The 19,348-nt window shown below is 67.3% G+C and carries 18 protein-coding genes and 1 pseudogene; 16 read left to right on the top strand and 3 right to left on the bottom strand.

Annotated features, from left to right (window positions below; genetic code table 11):
* Window positions 1-221: 221 nt before the first annotated feature.
* Window positions 222-1,265 carry a WD40 repeat domain-containing protein gene (locus AC3EO4_RS54220; protein ID WP_431904450.1) on the top strand — a complete coding sequence of 348 codons (1,044 nt, stop codon included), beginning with the start codon at window positions 222-224 and terminating at the stop codon, window positions 1,263-1,265.
* A 674-nt stretch (window positions 1,266-1,939) separates the two neighbouring features.
* On the opposite strand, the gene AC3EO4_RS54225 is transcribed toward AC3EO4_RS54220, so the two are convergent.
* Window positions 1,940-2,974 (bottom strand): IS110 family RNA-guided transposase, encoded by a 1,035-nt coding sequence (locus AC3EO4_RS54225; protein ID WP_431904453.1) that lies wholly within the window; start codon window positions 2,972-2,974, stop codon window positions 1,940-1,942.
* A 366-nt stretch (window positions 2,975-3,340) separates the two neighbouring features.
* Between AC3EO4_RS54225 and AC3EO4_RS54230 the strand changes: the two genes are divergently transcribed.
* The 4 genes from AC3EO4_RS54230 (at window position 3,341) to AC3EO4_RS54245 (ending at window position 6,022) form a co-directional block, all read left to right on the top strand.
* Window positions 3,341-3,976, top strand: coding sequence for an IS110 family transposase (locus AC3EO4_RS54230; RefSeq protein ID WP_379580798.1), 636 nt, complete (start codon window positions 3,341-3,343; stop codon window positions 3,974-3,976).
* Between the two features lie 79 nt (window positions 3,977-4,055).
* Window positions 4,056-4,547, top strand: a complete 492-nt coding sequence (locus tag AC3EO4_RS54235; protein ID WP_379580797.1) for a hypothetical protein — start codon at window positions 4,056-4,058, stop codon at window positions 4,545-4,547.
* A 398-nt stretch (window positions 4,548-4,945) separates the two neighbouring features.
* Window positions 4,946-5,257, top strand: a complete 312-nt coding sequence (locus AC3EO4_RS54240; protein ID WP_431904457.1) for a hypothetical protein — start codon at window positions 4,946-4,948, stop codon at window positions 5,255-5,257.
* Window positions 5,258-5,320: 63 nt separating this feature from the next.
* The gene (locus AC3EO4_RS54245) at window positions 5,321-6,022 is read left to right on the top strand and encodes an integrase core domain-containing protein (protein WP_431904460.1); all 702 of its coding nucleotides are present in this window, start codon (window positions 5,321-5,323) and stop codon (window positions 6,020-6,022) included.
* 89 nt (window positions 6,023-6,111) lie between these two features.
* On the opposite strand, the gene AC3EO4_RS54250 is transcribed toward AC3EO4_RS54245, so the two are convergent.
* A complete protein-coding gene (locus AC3EO4_RS54250) occupies window positions 6,112-6,336 on the bottom strand; it encodes an ATP-binding cassette domain-containing protein (protein ID WP_379582470.1) in 225 nt (74 codons plus the stop codon).
* 196 nt (window positions 6,337-6,532) lie between these two features.
* Window positions 6,533-7,195, bottom strand: a complete 663-nt coding sequence (locus AC3EO4_RS54255; RefSeq protein ID WP_379582472.1) for a GntR family transcriptional regulator — start codon at window positions 7,193-7,195, stop codon at window positions 6,533-6,535.
* A gap of 210 nt (window positions 7,196-7,405) precedes the next feature.
* Here AC3EO4_RS54255 and AC3EO4_RS54260 point away from each other — a divergent pair, with 210 nt between their 5' ends.
* From AC3EO4_RS54260 to AC3EO4_RS54310, 11 genes and pseudogenes are all read left to right on the top strand, one after another.
* The gene (locus AC3EO4_RS54260) at window positions 7,406-8,356 is read left to right on the top strand and encodes a substrate-binding domain-containing protein (RefSeq protein ID WP_431904463.1); all 951 of its coding nucleotides are present in this window, start codon (window positions 7,406-7,408) and stop codon (window positions 8,354-8,356) included.
* A gap of 9 nt (window positions 8,357-8,365) precedes the next feature.
* A complete protein-coding gene (locus tag AC3EO4_RS54265) occupies window positions 8,366-9,454 on the top strand; it encodes a mandelate racemase/muconate lactonizing enzyme family protein (RefSeq protein WP_379582476.1) in 1,089 nt (362 codons plus the stop codon).
* On the top strand, window positions 9,451-10,437 hold the full coding sequence (locus AC3EO4_RS54270) for an ABC transporter permease (protein ID WP_379582478.1): 987 nt from the start codon (window positions 9,451-9,453) through the stop codon (window positions 10,435-10,437). Before AC3EO4_RS54265 ends, AC3EO4_RS54270 begins: the two co-directional genes overlap by 4 nt.
* Window positions 10,438-10,439: 2 nt before the next feature.
* A complete protein-coding gene (locus AC3EO4_RS54275) occupies window positions 10,440-11,363 on the top strand; it encodes an ABC transporter permease (protein WP_379582484.1) in 924 nt (307 codons plus the stop codon).
* The gene (locus AC3EO4_RS54280; RefSeq protein WP_431904467.1) at window positions 11,360-12,859 is read left to right on the top strand and encodes a sugar ABC transporter ATP-binding protein; all 1,500 of its coding nucleotides are present in this window, start codon (window positions 11,360-11,362) and stop codon (window positions 12,857-12,859) included. Before AC3EO4_RS54275 ends, AC3EO4_RS54280 begins: the two co-directional genes overlap by 4 nt.
* Window positions 12,860-12,862: 3 nt before the next feature.
* On the top strand, window positions 12,863-15,007 hold the full coding sequence (locus AC3EO4_RS54285) for an alpha-L-fucosidase (RefSeq protein WP_431904469.1): 2,145 nt from the start codon (window positions 12,863-12,865) through the stop codon (window positions 15,005-15,007).
* Between the two features lie 257 nt (window positions 15,008-15,264).
* Entirely contained in the window at window positions 15,265-15,570 is a 306-nt protein-coding gene (locus AC3EO4_RS54290; protein ID WP_431904471.1) for an L-rhamnose mutarotase, read from the top strand.
* Window positions 15,567-16,409, top strand: coding sequence for an amidohydrolase family protein (locus AC3EO4_RS54295; protein WP_379575447.1), 843 nt, complete (start codon window positions 15,567-15,569; stop codon window positions 16,407-16,409). Before AC3EO4_RS54290 ends, AC3EO4_RS54295 begins: the two co-directional genes overlap by 4 nt.
* Window positions 16,406-16,906: pseudogene (locus tag AC3EO4_RS54300) on the top strand (fumarylacetoacetate hydrolase family protein); the annotation flags it as partial. The gene AC3EO4_RS54295 and the pseudogene AC3EO4_RS54300, both read left to right, overlap by 4 nt.
* A gap of 14 nt (window positions 16,907-16,920) precedes the next feature.
* Window positions 16,921-17,814 (top strand): aldo/keto reductase, encoded by an 894-nt coding sequence (locus tag AC3EO4_RS54305; protein ID WP_431904479.1) that lies wholly within the window; start codon window positions 16,921-16,923, stop codon window positions 17,812-17,814.
* Window positions 17,815-18,145: 331 nt separating this feature from the next.
* Window positions 18,146-19,222: a site-specific integrase gene (locus AC3EO4_RS54310; protein ID WP_431904476.1), complete on the top strand. Its 1,077-nt coding sequence runs from the start codon at window positions 18,146-18,148 to the stop codon at window positions 19,220-19,222.
* Window positions 19,223-19,348 lie beyond the last annotated feature (126 nt).

A 19,348-nucleotide genomic window follows, 5' to 3' on the forward strand; every position in this document is an offset into this window, starting at 1 on the left:
GAGTTCGACCGGCCGGGTGCTGAACGAATTCTCCTGAAGTTGCATGACAGCCCTGGTGATCGCCTATTTGCCCATATAGGGTGCCTCTGATTAACAATGTGGGAATCAGGGAGCTGTTCATGAAAGACCTCGCCCGTCGAGGCGCAGCATCGGATACTCGGTACCGCGCGCGAGCCTGGAGAGCTGGGTGGGTTGGACTTGCGCTAGCTCTGATCCTGCCCATGTCTGTCGGGCCTGCGTATGGGACCTCTCAGCCGATCGGGCCCAAGTCAGTGGGAGTTCTCGGCGTTGCCCATGCTTCAGAGGTAGCGCCACCCAATGGCAAGCCTCTATCGGGGATACGGGTAAGAGCAGCAGCTCTGACCGTCGGAGAGCGGAGCGATGGCACGAGGGTCATCGTGGCCGGTGCCGGAGACACAGTTCGAATTTGGAGCTTGGATACAGGTAAGCCTCTCTGGGCATCTCTCAAGGGGCATGACCTTGACGTTGTTGCTGTAGCTCTCGGTCGTCGCACAGATGGAACACGAGTCATCGTTTCAGGAAGCTGGGACGCGACCATTCGAATCTGGGATCTTGATACAGGAAAGCCGATTGGGCGGCCTCTCAATGCACCCGCCGACATTTGGACGGTCGCCGTTGGCCAACGCAGTGATGGCACCCCAGTAATCATCTCTGGCGGCGAGGACAAAGCAATTCATCTGTGGAGTCTTGATACCGGTGAGCCGCTGGGGAAGCCCTTGAAGGGACACAAGGATCAGGTGCTAAAGGTAGTAGTCGGGCAGCGCCGCGATGGGACGCGAGTAATCGCTTCGGCCAGCTACGACAAGACGATTCGGATTTGGGACCTAGACACCGGTAAGCCGGTGGGGCGCCCGATGAAGGGGCACACTGGCGAAGTTCTCGAGGTGGCGATATCGAAGAGGCGAGGTGGCGCTGGCGTTATTGTGTCAGCAGGCGGAGACAACACCGTCCGACGCTGGGATTTGGAGAGCGGCAGACCCCTGGGGCGCCCCTTGGTCGGGCACTCTGATCTGGTTCTCGCACTTGCTATTGGTGAAGTGCGCGGGAGGACGACGATTATCTCGGCAGGTGGCGACAAGGTCTTGCGTTTGTGGGATCTGAATATCGGTAGGTCTCTCGGGCGGCCATGGAAAGGCCACACTGAGCCCGTATGGGCAGTGGCGATTGGGCAACGTACCGATGGTGCAAAGGTGATCGTGTCAAGCGGATACGACGCAAGCGTGCGGATCTGGCGCTTCGAGTAGTGCGTCACGACCAATGGGCCGATTTCAGTCCAAGAGTTCGGGCTGTCGGTTGTCCAACCCCGCGGGAGTCGGGGGCCACGACGGATCCGGCTGCCACCCCGCGCGAGGCTTCCAGCCGCGGAACGGGACCGGCCAACCAGGGGGAGAGTGGAACCGGTACTCCGCCATGAGCGCTCCTCGTGGGTGAAGACGACAGGCCACACAGAAGAAGTGGACGTGAGCACCAAGAGGGTTACAGGGGGCAGGTGGGCGAGCTACGGAGATGTGAGAGGCGATTCCTTGGCGATCATCTCGGCGCCGGAACGGCCGGGAGGCAGCGCTTCCCGCCACCCCTGATCCATGAGCCCTTTCCATCGTGACGGCGCTGGTCACGATGGGTACGTCGCAAAGCGGTGGCGGATGAGACGAGGCTCCCGAAAGACAGCAGTCGACCAAGATCCGATGCCCCGACCGGGGCCTCGTTGCTGTCTTACCAGTGAGACTGGTGCTATCGGGAACGACTGCTGCTGCGGATGTCGTTGCAGGGGCAGGACGTGTTCTCCCCTGAGGTTAACCCTTGTCTTACCTGGCCTTGGTCCTTCTGGTGCCATCGGCACGATCTGTCGCCTCTTCTGGGGTGCACTCCCGAAGGTGTGTCGGGCTGGCCGCGTGTGGCTTGATAGCGCCTCTGTGTGTCAAGCGGCTGCGGGTGCGACTCGTTGTTGGTCTTTTCGGATGTGTCGGTAGATCACGTTGGACAGGCGTCGTTTGGGCGCGCGGCGGGCTTCGGCGGGGGTTTTGTTCTCGGTGATTTTCCGCTGGTAGTAGACGCGCCCGGGACCGGGATCACGGGCTTGGCATACGGCGATGGTGTGTAGGGCGGAGTTGAGCTGGCGGTTGCCGCCGGTGTTGAGCCGGTGCCGGATCTGATCGCCGCTGGAGGCGTCTAGGGGTGCGGTGCCGGTGTAGCTGGCGAACTGATCCGCGGTGCGAAACCGCGCGACATCACCGACGTGGCCGAGAATCTTGGCGGCCAGGACGACACCGACGCCGTGAATGTCGGTCAACGTGCTGCCCGCGGCGGCCAGCGCGTCCCGCGATTGTGCTTCGTTATCCTTGAGCCGCTGGTCGATGCGCCGTAGATCAGCAAGGAGGTCACGGGCCAGATCACGCCGCAGGGCCTGAGTGGCGCTGGTGGGGCGGACGGTGCGCAACAGGGCGGCTGCCTTGTCTGCAGACAGGCCGGTAGCCGCGCCGCCGGGGATCAACTCGCGGATCAGCCCGTGCAGGCGGTTGAGGATACGAGTTCGTTCCTGAGCCAGGTCGTCGCGGCGTTCAGCCAGCAGCCGCAAGATGGTGGTCTGGTCTTCGGACGTGACAATTCGCAGGTCGTGTCGATAGAGGGCGACCTGGGCAACGCTGAGGGCGTCAGCGGGGTCGCTCTTGCGTCCACCACCGGTGCTCAGCAGGCGGGCGCGTACCGACAACGTCGCTGGGACATCCAGCACATGCTCGCCGGCGGCGGCCAGCTGCTGGGCGATGCCGCGGCCGAGGCCGTTGGCGCCCTCAATGGCGAATCGGCGCCCGGGCCATGCCGCGGCCCAGGTGGTGAGCCGGCGGAAGGTGCCGGAGTCGACGGTGAACCGCCGCTGGCTGATCGGGTGGCCGGCGGCATCGACGGCCACGGCGGTGAGGGAGGACTTGTGCGGGTCGATTCCGATGGTGATCACGGGGGAAGGCTCCACGGTGGCCGACGACTTCGGGTCGCGCCGTGGCGGGCACCCTGACTTGAAAATTGAGCAGGTCATGCCTCTGTCGAGCCACACCACGGCAGGTGCCGGCGGCATGGCACGCTATCAGTGAGCCAACCACCAGGGCGGCAAGAAGCCTGCGGACCTGCGCCGACCGGCACCCTGAACGCTAAGGCTGCAGACCCCGGCGTCTGACCTCATTCAACAAGTCAGAAGCCTCGGCGAGAGAACCCGTCCCGTCACTGGTCTGCCTGCTCGGCTACCCGGCGCGCACCGCCTTCGGATATCCCCGAGCCGAGAGGGTGCACACATGACCGAGTTCAAAAGCCCAAGGCGCGTCGAATCGTGGGCGGGATAGACACGCATGCCGACACTCATCACGCCGCGGTGGTGTTGATGAATGGGCGCCGGGTCGCCGATCGTGAGTTCCCGGCGACCAGAGCGGGATACACCGACCTGCTGGAGTGGATGCGCTCCTTCGGCCGGCTGCATGCGGTGGGGGTCGAAGGCACCGGCTCCTACGGAGCCGCCCTGGCTCGTCACTTGAGCAGCGCGAAGGTCAAGGTGGTCGAGGTCAATCGCCCGGACCGGCGGCAGCGCAGGACCAAAGGCAAGTCTGATCCACTGGACTCCTACTCCGCTGCCGAAGCCGTCCTGGCCGACAGGGCTGGCGCCGTCCCGAAGAGCGGAAACGGAGTAGCCGAGTCGATCCGTGTGCTCCATCTGGTCCGCGCCGGCGCGGTGAAGGCTCGCACCGCCTGCCTCAACGAGCTGCAGGCGCTGCTCGTCACTGCCCCGGCCGAGCTCCGTGAGCAGCTGGCCGGTCTGAAGAAGGCCCGGCTCGTCGACGCCTGCTCCCGATGCTCGCTGAACGCCCGATCCTCCGCCGCGTCACTGGCCCCACCGTCACGCAGGCCCGCAAGCCACGCCAACCGGAAACTTCTTCACTACTACCGCCAAGCCCCCGGGGGATCCAGCTAGCCGTCGGCAGCAGGAGACCCCCAGGTGGCGGGGATCACCGTCCCCTGGCACTTCCTGTCCAGAGAAAGCATCCACTCGCGTGTCCATGATGTCTCCTCTTGTGCGGACAGCCGCCGCGGCTGCAGCGTCGCTGGTCCTGGCTGGCCTCGTTGCCGCCCCGGCCCAGGCCACAGCCCTGCCAGCCCGAACCGTCTCTGCCGCCGCGGGCCTGTCCGCGCTGCCAAGCTGCAGCGGTTCCCAGATCGAGCACGTACCGATCTTCGTCCCCGGCCAGAGCGGGAAGGTCAAGGCGGGCTACCTGCACTACTACTACAACGCCCGAACCCGCGTAGCGTGTGCGTTCTTCAATTCCACCGAGGTCACATGGGGAAAGCCGAAAGAGGTGGCAGTGTCGATCTCCGCCTGTTCTCGGTCTGGTTCCTGCATCTTCGCAGATTTCTGGGACGGCATTGTGAAGGGACGCAGCCAAACCGTCTCGACGACAGTCCGGGAGTGCGTGAAAGCCGTGGCTTCAGTCAGAGCGAACAATGGTCGTATTTACGGCGTCGGGACCGACATCCGGTGCATCTGACCCCGGCCCGCCCGGCCCGCAACGTGCGGGTACGGGCGGGCAGGTCCACGTTGCCGGCACAGCACGCCTGCGCCGGCAGCCGTCCACGGCCCGGGCCGGGCGTCACGATCCGCCAGGGGTGGGAGTGGGGAGGGGTGCACCGTCGTTGTCGCGGCACGAAGGTGGCGCGGGCGTGCTCCGGTAGCCCCGGCCGCCCGGCCCCCGCCTCCCGCATCGCGGCGGGAGGCGAGGGCCGGGCGCAGGACTCCTGACCTGGCCGTGCGGTTGGCCCGTCTGGCCTGCCGGTCATCGGCGGGGTGCGCCTGCCGACAATTACATCCGCCCAGGTAATGGCCTTGTGAGGCGTGCGCGATCTCTACCGCCAGAAGGAGGAAGAGCGTGCGGCATGATGATCGGCCGTGCTCCTTCGCCTGGCCTATCTCGCCGTTTCCAACGCCTTCGGCGCGCTGCGGTTGCTGCCGATGGGCGATCGGGACAAGGAGATCGAGATTCTCGCCCTGCGCCACCAGATCACCGTCCTTGAGCGGCAGCTCGGCACCGACACCAGGGTGAGATTCGCCCCAGAGGACCGGGCCTTTCTTGCCGCGCTCCTGACATCGCTGCCGCGCGAGATCCTGCACCAGCTCCGGCTTCTCGTCCGGTCGGATACCGTCCTGCGTCGAACCGTGGGCGGGCGACCTCGTCTGTTCGGCCGACAGCCACGGGCGTGACGCCGTTTCATCAGATCGCGGTGCCAGCTGGTTCGCGAGAATCCGGCCTGGGGATACCGCCGGGTGCACGGCGAGCTCACCACGCTCGGCATCAAGGTCGCTGCGTCGACGGTCTGGGAGATCCTCAAACAGGAAGGGCTTGATCCGGCACCTGAGCGGGCGCCGACCACGTGGGCCGACTTCCTGCGCTCGCAGGCCGATGCCCTGTTGGCCTGCGATTTCATCGAGACCATCACCCTCGATGGGCAGCGCCAGTACATCCTGGCGGTCATCGAGCACGCCACCAGGCGCGTTCGAGTGCTGGGCACTACCGCGCACCCGAACGCGAGCTGGGTCATCCAGGCGATCAAGAATCTCGTGATGGATCTGGAGGATGCGGGCCGCCGGGCGCGCTATCTGATCCGAGACCGAGACGCGAAGTTCCCGCTCCTTATGGACGAGATCCTCGCCGACGCTGGCATCCAGGCCGTGCTCACCGGGATCCGGGTGCCGCGTATGAATGCGGTCATGGAGAGGTGGGTGCAGTCGTGCCGTCGAGAGCTTCTGGACCGCTGCCTGATCTGGAACGAACGCCACCTGCGTCACGCCTTGCGCGAGTACGAACGGTTCTACAACCGGCACCGCGCCCATCAAGCCCTGGCCCAAGCTGCTCCACTACGCGCCGTCCCGGATCCGATCACCGATCCGAGCCGTATCGCCAACCTGAGCATAGGCCGGCGAGATCGGCTCGGAGGGGTTCTCCACGAGTACTCACATGCCGCTTGACCTGGATGGATAGAGTTTTCGGCAGGCGCAGAGTCATCGCGCTGAACATACGCCGACGAGACCGGCTCGGCGGGGTCCTCCACGAATACTCACATGCAGCTTGAACTGCGTGGATGAGGTTTTCGGCAGGCGCAGAGCCCCCAGATCAGCTCGTGGAATGGGCCCTTGGTGCGCACGTCGATCCCGGCGGTCGGCTCGTCGATGATGAGGATCTCGGTCTCGGCCGCGAGCCACTTGGCCAGGGAGATCTTCTGCCGGTTGCCGCCGGACAGCTCTCCCGCGCGCCAGGTGGCGGATGCCAGCCGCCGCACCACTCCATGGACCTTCGCGCTCCCACCGATGATTGCGACGTGATTGCACTGTCGGTCGGTCGGATCAAGCACCGTCAGAAGGGCCAGGTCAACCTATTGAGCTGAGTTCTGACACGCTTCAGCTTGGGGTCAACGCCATGATCTATCTGCTGCTGATCAGTATCCGACGGGACGCGAGGGGTAAACGTTCCCGCCGCGGTTACTCGAAGGCGGCCGATAGCCGGTCGCGGGCGCGTTCGAGGTGGGCGCGCATCGTGGACTCCGCCTCGGCGGGGTCGCCGGCCACCAGGGCGGTGACGATCGCCTGGTGTTCCTTCAGCGCCCGGGAGCCGATCGGGCTGCCGTAGTGCAGCCGGAACAGGTGCAGGTGGCTGTGGGTGCGTTCCAACGCGAGTCGGATGGCGTCGTTTCCGGCCAGCGCCATGATCAGGTCGTGCAGGCGGGCGTCGTGGGCGGTGATGGCCTTGTAGTCCTCGTAGTGGCTGCCCGAAGGGGCCTCCTCGCACGAGGTCATCTCCTCCTGCAGCGCCCGCCTGCCCTCCGGGGTCATCGCCTCCGCGGCGCGGCGTGCGCTGGGCGGCTCCAGGAGGAGTCGCAGCTCGTAGAGGTCCTCGAACTCCTTGCGGGTGAGCAGCGGGCTGATGCTGTAGCCGCGAAGGGGCAGCTTGATGACCAGCCCGTCGGACTCGAGGCGGGCCAGGGCCTCGCGGACCGGGGTGTGGGAGACCTCCAGAAGGCGGGTCAGCGCGTCAATGTTGATCTTCGCGTCCGGTTCGAGGGTGTGATCCATGATGAGCGCCTTGACGGCCTCGTAGACGCTGTCTGAGAGCACCGTGCGGTGCGGCAGGGCTATCCCGGTCACCCGACATCCCTTCGACGACCCCTTGACTACTTCGACTCACCCTAGCATTATCAGCCAGGATATTTCCTATACGATCTCGGATTCAACATGAGAATCGCTCCATCAGCAGCCTGTTGCCTGATCCTGCTCGGCCTGGTCGGCTGCAGCACCCGACCCACAGAATCCGCAGCCGCCCCCACTGCTGCCCCCACCGCCACGGCTTCGGGGCCCGTGGAGCTCCGGGAGGGCTCGAAGGTCAAGGTGGCGCTGGTGTCCGGCGGCGCACACCCCTACTTTCAGCCCTGGAAGGAGGCGGCGCGCCAGTCGGCCGCCAACTTCCAGCTGGGCGGGGTCGTCTTCAACGAGACCGCAGAATGGGATCAGGCCAAGCAGAACAACCTGCTCGACTCGCTGGCGGCCCAGGGCTACAACGCCTTCGGCGTCTTCGGAGTCTCTCCCACCGACATCAACACGACCTTCGGCGACCTCAAGAGCAAGGGCTTCGCCGTCGCCTCGCTCGCCTCGTGCCCCGCCGGGGACACCAACGAAGCCGACTTCTGCCTGTCCACCGACGTAGAGGTGGCGGCCTACAAGGCGGCCAAGGCCGCCGTTGACGCCATGGGCGGCAAGGGCGTGCTCGTGCACCTGACCGGCAACAACGTCGACGCCAACACCCAGCGCCGGATCAAGGGCGTGGACAAGGCGGTCGAGGAGACCTCCGGCGCGGTGAAGCTCCTGCCCGTCGTGGCCGACGTCGACAAGGACTTGCAGACGGCCCAGAAGGCGGTGGCCGACCTGCTGGCCGCGCGCGGCAAGGAGATCGGCGGCATCGTCAGCACGGCCTACAACCCCGCCGTGGCCGCGGCCGCGGGCGTGAAGAAGGCCGGGTTGCCGATCAAGGTGGTGGCGATCGACGACGATCCGGAGATCCTCCGCGCGATCCGCGAGGGATCGGCCTACGCGACGATCGCGCAGAACCCGCGTGGGCAGGCCTATGTCGGCTCGTGGGCGCTGGCGCTGCTGCAGAGTCAGCAGTGCACGATGCGGCAGCCGGGAGTGGTGATCGACTCCGGGTCCTTCCTCGTCACCAAAGAGAACGTCGACGGTTACGACACCGAGCGGCGCAAGACGTCCGAGCAGATCAAGCAGCGGTTCGCCGTTGAGCTGCTCTCCTGCCGCTAGGAGCCATGGGTGACCAAGATCCGTCAGGTCGACGCCTACCTCGTCGACCTGGAAGTGGAAACCGTACGGACGGATGCCGTGCAGGCCTTCGTCAAGCAAGAAACGATCTTCGTCGAGCTGGGCACCGACGACGGGAACACCGGCACGGGCTACGCCTACACCATCGGGACCGGCGGCCGGGCGGTGCTGTCCATGCTGCGCGAACACCTGCTCCCGCAGTTGGTGGGGCAGGACGCCCGGGACATCGAGCGGCTGTGGTTCGAGTTGTTCGCGCACACCAGGGCAACGGCCGTGGGGGCGATCACTTCGCTCGCGCTCGCCGCGGTGGACACCGCCCTGTGGGACCTGCGCTGCCTGCGGGCCGGTGAGCCGCTGTGGCGGCTGGCAGGCGGGTTCAGGCGGCAGGTGCCGATGTACGACACCGAGGGAGGCTGGCTGCACCTGTCTGCGGACGAGCTCGCTCGCGGTGCCAAGGCCTCGCAGCAGGCCGGCTGGCCGGGAGTCAAGATCAAGGTCGGCAAGCCCAGCCTTCACGAGGACGTGGAGCGGCTGCGCGAGGTCCGCGAGGCCGTGGGACCGGCGATGGACATCATGGTCGACGCCAACCAGTCCTTCACCCATGCGGAGGCGACGCGGCGGGCCCGCGCGTTCGAGGCTCTCGACATCTTCTGGTTCGAGGAGCCGATGCCGGCCGACGACCTGTCCGGCCACGCCCACCTGGCGCGGGCAACGTCGATCCCGGTCGCCGTCGGCGAGTCGATGTACTCCATCGGGCAATTCCGCGAATACCTGGCCGCGGGCGCCGCCTCCATCGTCCAGGTGGACGTGGCACGGGTCGGCGGGATCACCCCGTGGCTCAAGGTGGCGCACCTCGCCGAGGCGGCCAACATCGCCGTCTGCCCGCACTTCCTCATGGAACTGCACGTCAGCCTGGCCGCAGCGATCCCCAACGGCAGATACGTGGAACACATCCCGCAGCTGCGGGCCATCACCCACGGCGAGCTGGAGATCGTGGCCGGGCACGCCGTCGCTCCCGAAACCCCCGGGCTCGGCATCGACTGGGACCGCGACGCCATCGACAGGCGGCGGATGGCGTGAGCACCCGCAAGCCCCTGTTCGGACTGCTCGGCCTGATCGTCGTGCTCGTCGTTGTGTTCGGCACGCTGAGCCCGGCCTTCTTCGACGAGCGGCTCGTGCTCTTCCCGCTGCTGCGCGACATCGCCATCTACACCGTCGTCGGGCTGGCCCAGATGGTCGTGCTCTCCATCGGGCACATGAACCTCGCGGTGGGCCGCATGGCGGCGTTCTCCGCGATGTTCATGGGGCTGTCCTACGACCGGCTCCACCTGCCGTTGTACGCCGGCCTCTGCATCGGCCTCCTGGCGGGCGCGGCGATCGGCGCCTTCACCGGCTGGATCATTGCCAGGACCGGGGTCAACTCCTTCGTGGTCACGCTCGCGATGGACTTCGCGCTCCTGGGCCTGATCCCGGTCGTCTACACGGCGCTCACCGCGAACGCGGCCTTCACCGTCAAACCCGATGGCATGCGCGAGCTGCGCCAGTACTCGCTGGGCGATGTGTGCCTGGGCAACGTGTGCGGGTCGCCCGCCGTACCGCAGATGATGCTGCTCGCGGTGGCGCCGATGCTGGCGCTCGGATACCTCTACCACGGCACGCGGCCCGGTAGGGAGCTGTTGCTGACCGGGTCCAACCCGCTCGCCGCCGAGCTGTCGGGCATCCCGACGCGCCGCCGGGTGGTCACCGCGCACCTGCTGAGCGGGCTGCTGGCGGGGCTGGCCGGATTCATGCTCGCGGTCACCACCGGGTCGTTTCGGGCGACGATCGGCGAGGAGTTCCTGCTGCCCTCCTTTCTCGGCGCGATTCTCGGCGGCACCGCAATGGCCGGGGGAGTGGTCTCCGTCATCGGCACGTTCCTCGGCACGTCGCTGACCCTGGTGATCCGCAGAGGGCTCGAACTGGTCGGGATCGGCCTGGAATATCTCAACGTGTATCTGGGCGTCATCCTCCTGCTCGCGCTGTCCGCTGATCGCTTCCTTCAACGCCGGGGGGTGAAATCGTGAGGATGCTCATCGCGATCTGTGTCGCCGGCTACCTCTCGCTCGTGGTGGCGTCAGGCGGGGCGTTCGCCTCCGGCAACGCCGTGCAGACCTTCTTCCAGTTCCTGCCCGTGCCAGTGCTGATCGGCCTGGCCCAGATGATCGCGCTGAGCGTCGGCCAGCTCAACCTGGCCGTCGGCGCGCTCGGCGGGTTCCTCGCCTGCGCGATGGGTGTGCTCATGGCCGATCTCGGCGTTCCCGCCCCAGCCGCCATCGTGATCGGGCTGGCGCTCGGCGCGGCCGTCGGCGCGCTGACGGGTGCGCTGGTGGTGTTCACCCGTATCAACGGGTTCGTCGTCACGCTCGCCACGATGACGATCCTGATCGGCGCGCAGTACCGCCTGGTCGGGACCCGAACCGTCAGTGACTACTCACCCGGCCTGAAGGAGTTCGGCCAGGCGTCCGTCCTGAACATCCCACTCGTCTTCCTGCTCGCTCTGGGCGTGGCCGCGCTGGTCGCGGTGTTCTTCAGGGCCGCGGCGCCGGGCCGTAGGATGCTGGCCTCCGGCTCGAACCCGCTGGCCGCCACGCTGTCAGGCGTCTCCAACGACCGCTCCATCGTCCTCGCGCACACCCTGTCGGGTCTGGTGGTCGCCATCACGGCCGTGGTGACGGTGGCGGTCTCTCCCGGCGTCAACAGGAGCATCGGCGGGGACTGGCTGCTGCCCAGCTTCGCCGCCCCGATCATCGGCGGCGCGGTGCTCACCGGCGGCACGGCCGTGGTGCTCGGCACTGTGCTGGCGGCGTTCATCGTGCGCCTCGTCGACAGCGCGCGCGCAGAGTTCTCCCTCCAGCCGAGCTGGGTGAACTTCGTGGTCGGCGCCGTCGTGCTCGGCACGGTCGTGCTCACCCGCGCGCGCGAGACGCGCCGGTCAGGGGGTTCATCGTGATCGTCGCAGACCAACTGGTGAAGGTCTTTCCCGGCGTCCGCGCCCTCGACGGTGCGAGCCTGCGGCTGGAAGCCGGCTCCGTGCACGCCCTGCTGGGCGAGAACGGCGCGGGCAAGTCGACCCTCATCAAGATCCTCACCGGAGTGCAGCGCCCCGACCAGGGCCGCCTGCTCATCGGCGGTGAGGCGGTGACGCTGAGGTCGCCGACCGAGGCGGCGCAGGCCGGGATCGGCGCGGTCCATCAGGAACGCAACCTCATCCCCGCCTTCTCGGTGGCCGAGAACATCGCCCTGCAGCGGCTTCCGATACGGCGCGGCCTGGTCGACCGGGCGCACATGCGGGCGGAGGCCCGGCGCATCCTCGGTCTGCTCGACGTCGACCTCGACGCCGATGTGCGGGTCGACAGGCTGTCGGTCGCTCAACGGCAGCTCGTCGAGATCGCCAAGGCCCTGTACGGCGAGAGCCGCGTGCTGCTGCTCGACGAACCCACCGCCTCGGTCAGCCCGGCGGAGGCGGAGCTGCTGTTCACCGTCGTGCGCAAGCTCGCCGACACCGGGACGGGGGTGCTCTTCGTCAGCCACAAGCTCGAGGAGGTCTTCGCGATCTGCGACACCGTCACCGTCCTGCGCGACGGCCGCACGGTGCTGGACGCCGAGCCGATCGCCGATCACGCCAAGGACGACCTGATCGATCTCATGGTGGGCCGCTCGCGGGAGGCCCTGTCGTTCCCGCCGCGCCCGCCTGCCACACAGCCCGCCGTACTTGAGCTGGACCGGATCTCGACGGCGGCCGGCCACCGCGAGGTCTCGCTCTCCGTCCGGCCGGGCGAGATCGTCGGACTCTACGGCCTGGTCGGATCCGGCCGGTCGGAGCTGGCCAAGGCACTGCTCGGACTCGAGCCCATCGAGTCGGGCTCGGTGCGGGTGCGCGGAAAGAACGTGGTCATCAAGGACGTACGGCAGGCCCTGGCCAAGCACCGGATCGGTTACGTGACCGAGAACCGCAAGGAGGAGGGCCTCTTCCTCGACCAGCCGGTCTCGCGCAACATCGCCGTGACCGTCTGGGGGCGCATCGCCGGCGCGCTCGGCTACGTGTCGCCGGCCCGCGAGGGCGAGGTGGTCAGCATGTGGGTGGACCGGCTCGGCATCAAGCTCGCCTCGTCCCGCCAGCTCGCCGGGCAGCTGTCCGGCGGGAACCAGCAGAAGGTGTCGCTGGCCAAGTGGCTCGCGGCCGAGACAGAGATCCTCATCATCGACGAGCCGACCGTCGGCATCGACGTGCGTACCAAGGGCGCCTTCCACGAGCTGATCTGGGGGCTCGCCGCCGATGGCATGGCCATCCTGCTCATCACCAGTGACCTGGCCGAGATGGTCACGCTGGCCGATCGCGTGCTGGTGATGCGCGACTTCCGGATACGCGGCGAGCTCGACAACGACCACCACTACGACCGGACCAGCCAAGCCGTGATCAGGCTCATTCACTCAAAGGAGATCTGAGCCATGAACGTAGGCCTCGCCTTACTCCTCACCCTCTCCATGGCGACAACTCCCTCCATGGTGACAACTCCCGATTTCGAACCCACTCTGGAGTCGCTGTCCCAGCACCAGGCGCCCGCCTGGTTCAACGACACCAAACTCGGCGTCTTCATCCACTGGGGGCCGACCAGTGTCCCCGGCCAGGACGAGTGGTACCAGAACTCGATGAACACCCCGAACTCCGCGACCTGGAAGTTCCACCGGGAGAAATACGGTGAGAACGTCAACTACGACGACTTCTTCAAGGACTTCCAGCCGACCAGGTTCGACCCGGACTCGTGGGTGGACCTGATCAAGGACTCCGGCGCCGGCTACTTCGTGCTGACCACCAAGCACCACGACGGATACTCCCTGTTCCCCAGCAAGTACTCCGACCGCAACTCGGTGGTCCAACCGCCGCACCGGGACCTGGTCGGGGAGCTGTTCGCCGCGGCGAAGAAGCGGGCGCCCGAGCTCAAGCGGGGTGCCTACTACTCGCTGTGGGAGTGGCTCAACCCCGCGGAGACCGGCAAGCAGCCGCGCAACCCCTACACCGGCCAGGAGATCCCGTACACCGGGTACAAGCCGGTCGAGAGCTACCCCGCGTTCATGAACAACCAGATGACCGAGCTGATCGACACCTACGATCCCGACCTCATCTGGTGCGACGGCGACTGGGTGCGCAACACCGCCTACTGGAACCTGGCCCCCACCATCGCGCACTACTACAACCAGGCGAAGAACCGGGACCAGCCCAAGGAAGTCCTGATCAACAACCGGTGCAAGCTCACCGACGCGCCCGGCGAGCACTCGGGCCGCCGCCAGCCCGACTATCTGACGCCGGAGCGGACCAAGCTAGCCTCGATCGAGCCGTTCAAATGGGAGACCGCAGAGACCATCCAGGGCTGGTTTGACATCCGCCCGCCGTACCGGCAGCTCACCTCCGAGACGATCGTGGACATGTTCGTCGACATCGTCAGCAAGAACGGCAACCTGCTGCTGAACATGTCGCCGCGCGTCGACGGCACCATTCCCGAGTACCAGCAGCAGGTCCTGCGCGACCTCGGCGCCTGGATGCGGACCAACGGCGAGGCGATCCACGGCACCACCTACTGGAACGACTTCGAGGACAAGACGGCGAACGTGCCCGTGCGCTTCACCACCAGGCAGAACGCCCTCTACGTCACGGCCCTGAACTGGCCGGGCCGTACGCTCGAACTCGCCGACACCCTGCCCGTCAGGCCGGGTACCAAGGTGAGCCTCCTCGGCGGGGACGGCAAGCCGCTGCCGTGGCGGCAGCAGAACGGGCGGCTGATCGTCGACCTGCCGGCATCGACCACGCTGAAGCACGCTTACGTGTTCAAGTTCGACACACCAGGAGCCTCCCTCATCCGCTCGGGGGTCACCGCGCCCGCCCGCATCGAACGCGGCAAGACCGCCCCGGTCGACATCGCTGTCACCAACACCGGCGACCGGCAGATCCCCCTGGCCGACATCCAGGTCAGGACGGACGGACCGTTCACCTTCCAACCGGACGCCTTCCGCGAGCAGTTCCTGGAGCCGGGCCAGACGCGCAAGCTGAGCACCACGATGAGCGTGGCGCCTGACGCCGAATACGGCCGATACCAGATCGACACGACCGTCCACGCGGACGGTTTGTCCACGCACGTCACGACCCCTGTCGAGGTGACCCGCGCCAACCTGGCGCTGAACGCGCCCGCCAGCCAGTCCAGCGTCGCCTACGACGGGCCGCCCAACCTAGCTGTCGACGGCAACACCAGCGGCGCCCACAGTGATCACTCCCTGTCGCACACCGGACTGGAGCCGCAACCGTGGTGGCAGGTCGACCTGGGCGCGGCCAAGTCGATCAACTCCGTTCGCGTGTGGAATCGCGACGACTGCTGCATGGAAAGGCTGCGCGACTACTATGTCCTGACCTCCGACCACCCGCTTCCCGCCTCGCTGGACGAGGCGCTCAAGACCCCTGGAGTGCACGCGGTGCATCAGTCGGCCGCCGCGGGCCGTCCCACCGAGGTGCCGGTCAACGCCAACGGGCGCTATGTCCGCGTTCAGCTCGCCGGTACGGACTACCTGGTCATGTCGGAGGTGGAAGTGCTCGGGGAGCGATGACGCTCTTCTCCATGGATCTGAGCCGCAGGACCGTGGATCGCTCTCCCGAGATCGGGGGAACGATCCTCGGCTGCGCCTGCTCCTGGAGCGGTGCCCGCTGGACGCGAGCCGCGCGGGGCATCTCACTTTGTCGAATCCGTGGTGATAAGAGACGGCTTCTACGCGGCTCTGGACAGGCCCGGATTCAACGCGACCATCCACACCTCGTCAATCAACGCCTACTTCTTCCCGCAGGGGAAGATCTGGCAGGAGGCCTGATGCAGACGCTAGTCCTGCACACCCGGCTCAAGCCGGGCAAGGAAACCGAGTACGAGGCGGTCCACGCGGTCATTCCCGACGACCTGGACGCCGCCCTCCGGGAGGGCGGCGTGCACAGCTGGCGGATCTGGCGGTCCGGGCTCGACCTGTTCCACCTGGTAGAGGTGGAGGGCTACGAGCGCCTCAAGGAGCACCTGCGGGACCACCCGGCGGACAAGGCGTGGCAGGCCAGGATCAACCTGCTCCTGGACGGCGACTTCGACCCCGCCGCCGCCCTCCCGCACCTGGTCTGGCAGTTGCCGTGAGGATCGACGCCCACCACCATCTCTGGGATCCCCGCGACCGCGTCTATCCATGGATGGCGGGACTGGACCCGCTGCGCAGGCCGTACGGCATCGACGATCTGCGCAGCGCGACGAGCGCGGCCGACGTGAACCGCACCGTCCTGGTGCAGACGGTCTCCTCGCTGGAGGAGACCCAGGAGTTCCTGGCCGTCGCGGCGGACTCCGGCGGGCTCATCGCCGGAGTGGTCGGCTGGGTCGACCTCGCCGACCCGGCGATCGGCGACAGCCTGGCCGGTCTGACCGGACCGCTGGTCGGCATCCGTCATCAAGTGCAGGACGAGCCGGACCGCGAATGGCTGGCCAGGCCCGCAGTGATGCGCGGTCTCGACCACCTCGGCACGGCCGGGCTGGCCTACGACCTCCTTGTACGGCACGATCAGCTGCCTGTCGCGCGATCGGTGGCCCAGCGGCTCCCCGAGGTGCGATTCGTCCTCGACCACGCTGGCGGTCCGCCGATCGCCGCCGGGGACCTCGAACCCTGGGCCGGGGAGATCCGCGCCCTGGCCGCACTGCCCAATGTCAGCTGCAAGCTCTCCGGCCTGGTCACCGTGGCGTCGTGGACCTCCTGGAGCAGCACCGGCATCGCCCCCTACGCCTCGCATGTGTTCGACTGCTTCGGACCCGAACGGGTGATGTTCGGGTCCGACTGGCCGGTCTGCGAGCTCGCCGCTTCGTACGGCGAGGTAGTGGCTCTTGCCGAAACCCTCACCGCGGAGCTGAGCACGTCCGAACGTGACGCCGTCTTCGCCGGAACCGCCCGGCACGTGTATGCCCTGCCCAAACCAGAGGTTGACGAATGAAGTTGCTACGAATCGGGCCCGCCGGGTCGGAGCGGCCGGTGTTGCTGGACGGCACCGGCACCTACCACGACCTGACGGCGGTGACGGCCGACATCGACGGCGCGTTCCTGGCGTCGGGAGGTCTCGATCGGGTACGGCTGGCGCACGAGGCGGGCGACCTGCCGGAGCTCGACGTGACCGGGCTGCGGGTCGGCGCGCCGATAGCCCGGCCTGGCGCGGTCGTGTGCGTCGGGTTGAACTACGCCGCGCACGCCGCCGAGTCGGGCAGCGCCCCGCCGGAGTCGCCGGTGGTGTTCTACAAGCCGCCGAACACCGTGGTCGGGCCGTTCGATGACATCGTGCTGCCGCGCGGCTCGGTCAAGACGGACTGGGAGGTCGAGGTGGCCGTCGTGATCGGCCGCACCGCCCGCTACCTGGACTCCCCGGCGGAGGCGCTGGCGTGCGTGGCCGGATACGCGGTCTCCAACGACGTCTCCGAGCGCGCGTTCCAACTGGAGCTGTCGGGTGGCCAGTGGGGCAAGGGCAAGAGCAGCGAGACCTTCAACCCGAGGCCGCCTGGGAAGCGGGCATCCGGCTGTTCGACACCGCGCCGCACTACGGCCTCGGGCTGTCGGAACGACGGCTCGGCGCCTTCCTGGCGAGTAAACCCCGCGAGTCGTTCACGCTCTCCACCAAGGTGGGCAGGTTGCTGGTCCCCGCAGAGGGCGGCGGCCGTGACGACCAGGGTTTCGACGTGCCCGCAGACCACCGGCGGGTGTGGGACTTCTCCGCCGAGGGCGTGCGCCGCTCGCTGGGGGACAGCCTTGACCGCCTCGGTCTCTCCTCGATCGACATCGCACTCGTACACGACCCCGACGACCAGTGGCAACAGGCAGTCGACGAGGCTGTGCCCGCCCTGCTGGAGCTGCGCGACCAGGGAGTCGTCAAGGGTGTCGGCGTCGGTATGAACCGGTGGCAGCCGCTCGCTCGTGCCGTCCGCGAAACCGACGTCGACCTGGTCATGCTCGCCGGCCGCTACACCCTGCTCGACCAGTCAGCCGAGGCGGAACTGCTGACGCTTTGCTTGGAACGCGGGGTGTCCGTGCTCGCGGCAGGCGTATTCAACAGCGGGCTGCTGGCCACCCACGACCCGCAGGGCACCTACGACTACGCGCCCGCATCCGACGAGCTGCTGAAGCGGGCGCGGCGAATCGCCGCAGTGTGCGAGGGCCACGGAGTCACCCTTCCGCAGGCCGCGCTCGCCTTCCCGCTCCGCCACCCTGCGGTCACCTCCGTGGTGGTGGGAGTCCGGTCCGTCGAGGAAGTCCGTCGCAACGCCGCCCTGGTCGCCGCGCCCGTCCCCGACCGGTTGTGGGACGAACTCGCCGAGGAGCGGCTACTGGGCGGAACCGCAGTTCGCTTTTGATCGGGTGCCTCGAGGGAGTTTCGTCTCCTTGGGTCTTTGCTTCAGGGCTCTTGTGGGGTGGTGCGTGCGGGCGTTGTCTTGCTCTTGAGGTCGATCAAGAAGGGGCAAGACGATGAGACGTCTTCAGGCTCGATGTGTGGTTCATAAGCGGTGCGGGTGCGCCGATGCGGTTACCGGCAGGCAGCTGGGCAGGCGATGCTTGCGGTTGGCCGAGGAATGGCACGGGAGTTGGTACTTCGCGGTGCAGGTGAGCGGTCTGGCCGGGCGTCGTGAGCGGCTGCGGCGGGGCGGGTTCGGCACAGCCGAACAGGCCCGCCAGGCGGGCCGCGAGATGATCGCGGCCGATCAGAACGATCCGTCAGCCAGGGGGTACACGCTGGCACGGTGGCTACGTCACTGGCTGGAGACACAGCACCAGCTACGATCCAGCACTCGCGAGGCCTATGCCGATCACGTGCGGCTGTATCTGATCCCGTATCTGGGTCGGATCGAGCTGGCCGAGCTGGCCGGCCGCGACATCGCGCGGATGTTCGCCGTCTTGGTCGGGCGGCGTAACCGGTACGGTGAGCCGATCGCGTCCTCCACCCTGCATCGGATCCGGGCGACGCTGCGCGCGGCGTTGAACGCCGCGGTCCGTGAGGGCCTGCTGGCCTCCAACCCGGCGCGGATGATCAGGCTGCCCGCACCGCGCCGGCCGTATCCACAGGTGTGGACCGAGCGCCGGGTCGTGGCATGGCGGCGAAGCGGCGAGCGGCCCGCGGTGGCGGTGTGGACCGCTGAGCAGTTGGCCGAGTTCCTCGCCTTCGCCCGTGGCGACCTGCTGTATCCGCTGTGGCAGCTGATCGCGCTGCGCGGCCTGCGCCGCGGCGAGGCAGCCGGTCTGCGCTGGGTGGACCTGGACCTCGACCGGCGGGAGCTCAGCGTGAGCCGGCAGCTGGTGCACACCGACGACGGGCTGATCGCCTGCCCGCCGAAAACCGCTGCCAGCCGACGGATCGTCGCGCTGGACCCCAAGACGGTTCGGCTACTGCGCCGCCACGAGCAGGCCCAACGACAGCTGCTGGGCGAAGCCTGGAACGAATCCGGGCCGATCTTCGCCCGCGGGGATGGGGCCCCGGTCCGGCCGGACTATCTCACCGTCCGGTTCCCCCAGCTGGTACAAGCCAGCAATCTGCCACCGATCCGGCTGCACGACCTACGGCACGGTACGGCAACCCTCGCCCTGGCCTCAGGCTCGGATCTGCGGGTGGTGCAGGGCACGCTGGGGCACGGCAGCATCGTGGTGACCTCGGACATCTACACCTCGGTGCTGCCGGAGGTGTACCACCAGTCCGCCCAGGCCATCGCGCAGCTGGTCCTGGCCAGCACCCGCAAGACCGCTCGGAAGACCCGCAAGCTGGCGGCCTGACAATGTGACCCAGGTATGACCCACACGTGTCTCACGATCAGTAAGAAACCTTCCCCAAACGGAAGGAAGCCGCAGGTAGGAGTGGTAGGGCGCCCGGGGCTCGAACCCGGAACCTACGGATTAAAA

It is taken from the genome of Nonomuraea sp. bgisy101 (genome assembly GCF_057708945.1).